Genomic DNA, 6,143 nt, shown 5'->3' on the forward strand with positions numbered 1-6,143 from the left:
ATATTTGGAATGTAAAGATGGCGATTAGGTCAGGGCGCAGCTCAGGTTCCCATTGGTCTCCACGGTGATGACTGCTTTTGAGGCTCCAGCTGAAGTGGCGGTAAGGCATCGGACGCCTGAGACAGTTCCCCCCCAGGTAGCCGAGTAGGTCTGCGACGCAGTGGTGTTACAGGTGACACCACCACCTGTCGGTGCAATCCCAACGCCACCGGATGCTTTGAAGGTGGAGCATTCCTTGGCAAGGCCAATGAGTTCGCCGATTGCAGCGCCTGCCTCAGCGGCATTACGAGCGCCGAGGAAATTGGGCAGGGCCACGGCGGAGAGTATGCCAACGATGGCCACCACGATCATCAGCTCAATCAGGGTGAAGCCTTGGGCCACCTTCGACTGCTTCTCGCGCAGGCTGCGCATCAGCGCCAGTTTAGTCTTGGGGGAGATGTTCAATGGAAGAGGATTTAGCTTGTTGACCATATGTGGATACGAAGCAATCTATGGTTTAATCAACTCAGCCGCAGGTTGGTCTGATGTTGTGTGAGCCCCAACTTTAAGTCTGATCGAAGATGAGTATAGGCAATAAGCCCCGCATAAGGGGGCTAAAGTCTATGAAACTAAAGTCTTCGATCAGGTTAGGGCGCAGCTGAGGCCGCCATCAGTCGCCACGGTAATGACTGCTTTTGAGGCTCCAGCCGAAGTGGCGGCAAGGCATCGGATGCCTGAGACGGTTCCCCCCCAGGTAGCCGAGTAGGTCTGCGACGCAGTGGTGTTACAGGTGACACCACCGCTGGTCGGCGCAACTCCAACACCACCTGATGCTTTGAAGGTGGCGCATTCCTTGGCTAGGCCCACCATTTCACCGATCGCTGCGCCTGCAGCAGCGGCGTTACGAGCACCGAGGAAGTTGGGCAGGGCGACGGCGGAGAGGATGCCAACGATCGCTACCACGATCATCAGCTCGATCAAGGTGAAGCCTTGGGCCACCTTCGACTTCTTCTCGCGCAGGCTGCGCATCAGCGCCAGTTTGGTCTTGGGGGAGATGTTCATTGGAAGAACTGCAAAGCTTTCGGCTAACCCAGTTTATGCACCGAAACCACTGCCGTCCATGCGGCTCCCGTTGCTGTGGGCGGAGTGGCATTGTTGTATCTCCTAAGGTTCGGAATCCTTGACGGGGCGGGATTCTGCCGGTTTTCTTCCCGGTGCTTCTTCGGCGGAGTGGCGACCTTTTCATTGTCCATTACGATCCAATTGGGGCTGGATCTCGCCGAGGTCTAATGGTGGTCTAATGAAACTGATGAGCTTTTCTCGGTTGTTGGGACCGTTCCGGCCTCAATCCCATGCGTTTTCGATGCGCCGGCGCTTGCTGGGGCTCAGCCTGCTGGCCGTTCTGGGGGGGTATGCCCTCTTGATCGGGGCGACAGCCCTGCTTGCCAGCCAGGAGCGGCGTGACCAGCACCGTGTCACCGCCGCCAGCGTGCGGAGGGTGCTTCTCTCCCGCCGACCCGTGCCACGCACACTGGACGAGATCAGTGACGCCCTTGCCCGCCTGATCAGCCCCAACTTCCTCGGCTGGGTCGAGACTGACCAGGGCATTCCGTATGGCGCCGCCGGCCAGATCCGTCTGTTCTCCATTCCCACCGGTGTGCCGTTGACGCGACTGCCCGCCCAGCCGAGTGGCCTCGGCCAGGTGTCCGTGCTGCAATTACAGGAGCTCACCTACCTCACCAGTTCGTTGAAGATCCAGCTGGGGGAGCGATCAGTGCGTCTCCGCTTCCTGGAGGACATCACCCATAAACTGGCCCAGCAGCGGCTCCTGCTGATTCTTCTGGTGGCTGCCGCCGGTGTGGCCACGCTGTTCACGGGCCTGCTGCTGCGGCCCGTGCTCATGCGCGGCCTTTCGCCCCTGCATGATCTCGGCCTTCGCATGCAGACGATCAGTTCCGACACCCTCGACAGCCAGCGGGTGCTGGTGGACGCCCAGCCCAGGGAACTGGCTCCAATCGCCCTCGCCTTCAACGATCTGCTCGATCGCCTCTCGGCCTCCTGGGAGCGCCAGCGAGGCTTCGCTAACGGCGTGAGCCATGAATTGCGCACCCCCATCAGCCTGATCCGCAACTACGCCAGCAGCCTGCGTCGCCGCTCGCTCGATCTATCTGATCAGCAGGCTGAGCAACTGGCCTTGATCGAGGCGGAAGCCGGCCGGATGGGGCGTTTGGTGACGGATCTCCTGGCCCTTACCCGCATCGATGCCCATCGCACCCTGATGCCCTTTGAGCCTTTCGATGTGGCCCAGGCGATCGAGCGGGTGGCCGAGCGGCTGCGTTCACGTTGTTATGGCCGCCTGCGCCTCTGCCCCGGTGCCACCCAGGCCGCACGCACCTTTGCGTTGGGGGATGCCGACCGCTTCGAGCAGTGCCTGGCCAATCTGATCGAAAACGCCCAGAAATATGACCCAGGCGCCGGCCCGATTCAGCTGCGGCTCGATGCCAGCCTCGATCGGGTGGTGGTGCATGTGATCGATTCAGGCCCCGGGGTGCCCGACAGCGAGAAGCAGCTGATCTTCGAGCGCTTCGGCCGAGGGCGTAACACCAGCGCCATCCCAGGCAGTGGTGTAGGCCTGGCGGTGGTCAGGGCGCTGATGGAGGCGATGGGCGGGAGCGTTTCGGTGGCGGATGGTCCCCAGGGGGGGGCTGATTTCCAGCTGCGTCTGAAGGCCGCAGCTCTCCTTCACGGAGCATGAAGCCCACGCCGCGCACCGTCTGAATCAGGGTGGGAAGGCCCTCCGGTTCCAGCTTGCGGCGCAGGTAACGGATATAGACACCCAGCAAATTCTCGTCGCCGAAGTGGTTTTCGCCCCACACCTCGCGCAGGATCTCTTCCCGTGGCACCACCCGCCCCGCTCCACGCAACAGGCAAAGCAGCAGGTCGTACTCACGCACCGAAAGGGAAATGGCTTCGCCCGCCCGCGTCACCTCCCTGGTGGCCGTGTTCACCGTGACATCGGCGCAGCTGAGCACATCGGAATTGGCGACACCACGCCAGTAGGCGGTACGCCGCAGCTGGGCACGGATGCGGGCCAGCAACTCCTCGATCGAAAAGGGTTTGAGGATGTAGTCGTCGGCGCCTGAATCGAGCGCTTCGACACGGTCGCGGATGTCGTCGTGGCAGGTGAGCATCAGCACGGGGGTGATGTCACCGCTGGAGCGCAGCCGCCGGCAGATCTCGACGCCGCTGAAGTCCGGCAGCGTCCAGTCGAGCAGCACCAGATCCGTTGTGGCGTCCCGAAGGTGCATCAAAGCCCCTTGGCCATCTTCGGCTTCACTGACGCTGTAGCCCTCGCAATTCAGTTCGCCGGCCAGGAAGGTGCGCATGCGCGGGTCGTCTTCGACGATCAGCAGCCGTGACGCCATGGTCAGCGGGGCGGGCCTTCTTTCAGCATGAATCCGACGCCGCGCACCGTTTGGATCAGGGTGGGCTGGCCCGCCGGCTCGAGTTTGCGGCGTAGATAACGCACGTACACATCCAGGAGGTTGTCGTCGCCCAGCCAGTTTTCACCCCAGAGGGCATCGAGGATGGCGCGGCGCTCCTGCACCTGGTTGGGGTGACGCAACAGATGCATCAGCAGATCGAACTCCTTGGCCGTGAGATGGATCGATTCACCGCCCCGGGCCACTTCCCGGCTGGCGGGATTCACCTCCAGATCGGCCATCCGCAGCACACCACCTTCCTGCTCGTCGATGCCACTGCGGCGCAGGCGGGCCCGCACCCGGGCCAGGAGTTCCTCGATCGAGAACGGCTTGATCAGGTAGTCGTCGGCTCCGGAATCGAGCGCCTCCACCCGTTGCTGCACCTCATCGCGGGCCGTGAGCATCAGCACGGGCGTGGAGATTCCGCCTTTGCGCATGCGACGGCACACTTCCACACCACTGAAATCAGGCAGGTTCCAATCGAGCAGCACCAGATCCCAGGTTTGGCTGCGGATCCTGCCCAGGGCCTGCTGCCCGCAGGCCGCTTCTTCACATTCATACCCCTCAACGGCCAGCTCGGAGGAGAGGAAGCCGCGCATCTCGGGATCGTCATCGACGATCAGCAGGCGAGCGCCGGTCATCGGATGGGTAGGGCGGTACGACGCTTGGCCAAAGTGAAATAAGGCTCTCTGGAGTTGAGAGGCGCAATCGCTTCACATTATACCAGCGTGAGAATTGTCTTGCAACCTTGTAGGAATCCTTCCTGCTTTGTTGTCTTTACGCGCTCCAACAGGTGAAGACAGACCCAAGCTGGCTCAGATCGACTGGCCTGGCAGTGGTCAGGCCGCGACCACGCGGTGCGTCAGAATTAGTTTTTTCACCGATCTTTACCACTGGGATGGCCCATGTCAGCACCAATGCAGCGGCAACGCTACTGTTGCGCCAATCCGCCTCACTGCACACGTGCAGAAGCTCATTCCCCGCGCTTCTGGTTACTATAACCAAGCCATTGTACTCGTGATGGGTCCGAGCACGCCGCATCTCTGACGTACGCACCATGGTGACCAGTCGGGCCGGAACCCGCAACCTCTCCGCGCGCATGGCCCGTTGGGGCATCGCCATTGTGGCGCTCTATGGCCTGATCGCCCTGCTCACGCCACTGCTGGTGCACGGGGGCCTGTTGCCCGATCCCAATGCAGGCCTGGAGAATCCCATCTACGCCCCGCCCTCGTTCGGGCACTGGTGCGGCACCGACCGCCTCGGCCGTGATGTCTGCGTGCGCACCCTCGCCGGCAGCAGCGTGGCCCTGCAGGTGGTGCTCAGCGCCTTGGTGCTGGCGCTGGTGATCGGCGTTCCCCTCGGCATGGTGAGCGGCTACCTCGGCGGTGGGGTCGACCGCGTCTTGGTGCTGGTGATGGACACGCTGTACACCCTGCCGGTTCTGCTGCTCTCGGTGGTGCTTGCCTTTCTGCTGGGCCGGGGCCTGCCCAATGCCGCCGCCGCCCTCTGCGTGGTGTATGTGCCGCAGTACTTCCGGGTGGTGCGCAACCAATCAGCCCAGGTGAAGGCGGAGCTGTTCATCGAGGCGGCCCGCTCCCTGGGCGCCGGCCCCGCCTGGATCCTGCGGCGCTACCTGCTGCGCAACGTGATCACCTCGGTACCGGTGCTGCTCACCCTCAATGCGGCCGATGCGGTGCTGGTGCTGGGGGGGCTGGGCTTTCTCGGCCTCGGTCTGCCGGAAACCATCCCCGAGTGGGGCAGTGATCTGCAGCAGGCCCTGACGGCCCTGCCCACCGGCATCTGGTGGACGGCCCTGTTCCCGGGGTTGGCCATGTTTGTTTTGGTTCTGGGTCTTTCGTTTCTGGGGGAGGGCCTGGAGAACTGGCTCAGTGGTACGCCGGCCGACCTGAAGTAGCGTTTTGCTGCTCGGTGGCTCTGGCCATGCCCTGGTGGTTGGATCTGGTCCTGCTGGCCTTGGCCGTCTATCTCTGGATCAAGGGCGGCAACACGCCCGATGACGTCTGGAGTGTCTTCCAGAAATTCCTGTCCGTCGTGGCCGTGCTCGTGGTGCTGCTGGGGGGGCGTCAGATCCTGTTGGAGGTTCTGGCCCTGGCCCTCACCTTCTGGCTGCCGAATGCCGCCCGCTTCGATGGCGGCCCGATCAGCAGCGCAGACGCCCCCCCCCGCGGCAGCTCCTCGAGGATGGCGCCTTCGGGGCTGAGGGCCACCCGCTGAGGCGTTGTGGCCACTGTTGGTGAACGTAAGATTCTTACCAGGCCAAACCAGAACGGCATGCGGATCACCAGCAAGGGGCAGGTCACGATTCCTCAGGCCATCCGCGAGCAGGCTGGGCTGCATCCGAACTGTGAGGTGCAGTTTCGGCTGGTGGGTGAGCAGGTGGTGCTCGAGAAGACGGATGGCCAGGCCGAGCAGCGGGGCGAGGAAGCCTTGATGAGGCTGCGGGGCCACCGGCCCCGGCAGGGTCTGAGCACCGAAGCGATCCTGGCCCTCTGTCGCGGTGAGCCCTGATGGCCATGGCCGCCGCTGCCGCGGTCTGAGGTGGTCTGGGTTTTCTGGACAGGGCCCATCGTTAACCTGTGAGGCGGGGCACCTCCCCTGAGAGGGGGCTCCCACCCATGAGCAAACGCCGCACCCATAGCCCCGAGTTCAAGGCCAAGGTCG

Annotated in this window: 8 protein-coding genes; 4 read left to right on the forward strand and 4 right to left on the reverse strand. The window is 63.0% G+C overall.

Annotated elements, in window-relative coordinates; translation table 11 throughout:
- Positions 1 to 24 precede the first annotated feature (24 nt).
- Positions 25 to 471 (reverse strand): prepilin-type N-terminal cleavage/methylation domain-containing protein, encoded by a 447-nt coding sequence (locus VB739_RS07410; RefSeq protein ID WP_323356458.1) that lies wholly within the window; start codon positions 469 to 471, stop codon positions 25 to 27.
- Positions 472 to 621: 150 nt separating this feature from the next.
- Positions 622 to 1,041, reverse strand: a complete 420-nt coding sequence (locus VB739_RS07415; protein ID WP_323356459.1) for a prepilin-type N-terminal cleavage/methylation domain-containing protein — start codon at positions 1,039 to 1,041, stop codon at positions 622 to 624.
- 301 nt (positions 1,042 to 1,342) lie between these two features.
- Here VB739_RS07415 and VB739_RS07420 point away from each other — a divergent pair, with 301 nt between their 5' ends.
- A complete protein-coding gene (locus VB739_RS07420) occupies positions 1,343 to 2,734 on the forward strand; it encodes a HAMP domain-containing sensor histidine kinase (protein ID WP_323356460.1) in 1,392 nt (463 codons plus the stop codon).
- On the opposite strand, the gene VB739_RS07425 is transcribed toward VB739_RS07420, so the two are convergent.
- On the reverse strand, positions 2,622 to 3,404 hold the full coding sequence (locus VB739_RS07425) for a response regulator transcription factor (protein ID WP_323356461.1): 783 nt from the start codon (positions 3,402 to 3,404) through the stop codon (positions 2,622 to 2,624). The genes VB739_RS07420 and VB739_RS07425 overlap by 113 nt on opposite strands.
- A 2-nt stretch (positions 3,405 to 3,406) precedes the next feature.
- A complete protein-coding gene (locus VB739_RS07430; protein WP_254963757.1) occupies positions 3,407 to 4,102 on the reverse strand; it encodes a response regulator transcription factor in 696 nt (231 codons plus the stop codon).
- 458 nt (positions 4,103 to 4,560) lie between these two features.
- Here VB739_RS07430 and VB739_RS07435 point away from each other — a divergent pair, with 458 nt between their 5' ends.
- The 3 genes from VB739_RS07435 to VB739_RS07445 are packed head-to-tail and all read left to right on the forward strand — an operon-like array spanning position 4,561 to position 5,990.
- Positions 4,561 to 5,376 (forward strand): ABC transporter permease, encoded by an 816-nt coding sequence (locus VB739_RS07435; protein ID WP_323356464.1) that lies wholly within the window; start codon positions 4,561 to 4,563, stop codon positions 5,374 to 5,376.
- Between the two features lie 26 nt (positions 5,377 to 5,402).
- On the forward strand, positions 5,403 to 5,696 hold the full coding sequence (locus VB739_RS07440) for a hypothetical protein (RefSeq protein WP_323356462.1): 294 nt from the start codon (positions 5,403 to 5,405) through the stop codon (positions 5,694 to 5,696).
- A 57-nt stretch (positions 5,697 to 5,753) separates the two neighbouring features.
- Positions 5,754 to 5,990, forward strand: a complete 237-nt coding sequence (locus VB739_RS07445) for an AbrB/MazE/SpoVT family DNA-binding domain-containing protein (protein WP_323356463.1) — start codon at positions 5,754 to 5,756, stop codon at positions 5,988 to 5,990.
- Positions 5,991 to 6,143 lie beyond the last annotated feature (153 nt).

The organism is Cyanobium gracile UHCC 0281 (assembly GCF_034931305.1).
GTDB classification, from domain to species: domain Bacteria; phylum Cyanobacteriota; class Cyanobacteriia; order PCC-6307; family Cyanobiaceae; genus Cyanobium; species Cyanobium gracile_A.

What these genes read in the sequence shown, in the direction of transcription:
- VB739_RS07410 (WP_323356458.1), bottom strand. Translation starts at nt 471, where the DNA reads ATGGTCAACAAGCTAAATCCTCTTCCATTGAACATCTCCCCCAAGACT.
- VB739_RS07415 (WP_323356459.1), bottom strand. Translation starts at nt 1,041, where the DNA reads ATGAACATCTCCCCCAAGACCAAACTGGCGCTGATGCGCAGCCTGCGC.
- VB739_RS07420 (WP_323356460.1), top strand. Translation starts at nt 1,343, where the DNA reads ATGCGCCGGCGCTTGCTGGGGCTCAGCCTGCTGGCCGTTCTGGGGGGG.
- VB739_RS07425 (WP_323356461.1), bottom strand. Translation starts at nt 3,404, where the DNA reads ATGGCGTCACGGCTGCTGATCGTCGAAGACGACCCGCGCATGCGCACC.
- VB739_RS07430 (WP_254963757.1), bottom strand. Translation starts at nt 4,102, where the DNA reads ATGACCGGCGCTCGCCTGCTGATCGTCGATGACGATCCCGAGATGCGC.
- VB739_RS07435 (WP_323356464.1), top strand. Translation starts at nt 4,561, where the DNA reads ATGGCCCGTTGGGGCATCGCCATTGTGGCGCTCTATGGCCTGATCGCC.
- VB739_RS07440 (WP_323356462.1), top strand. Translation starts at nt 5,403, where the DNA reads ATGCCCTGGTGGTTGGATCTGGTCCTGCTGGCCTTGGCCGTCTATCTC.
- VB739_RS07445 (WP_323356463.1), top strand. Translation starts at nt 5,754, where the DNA reads ATGCGGATCACCAGCAAGGGGCAGGTCACGATTCCTCAGGCCATCCGC.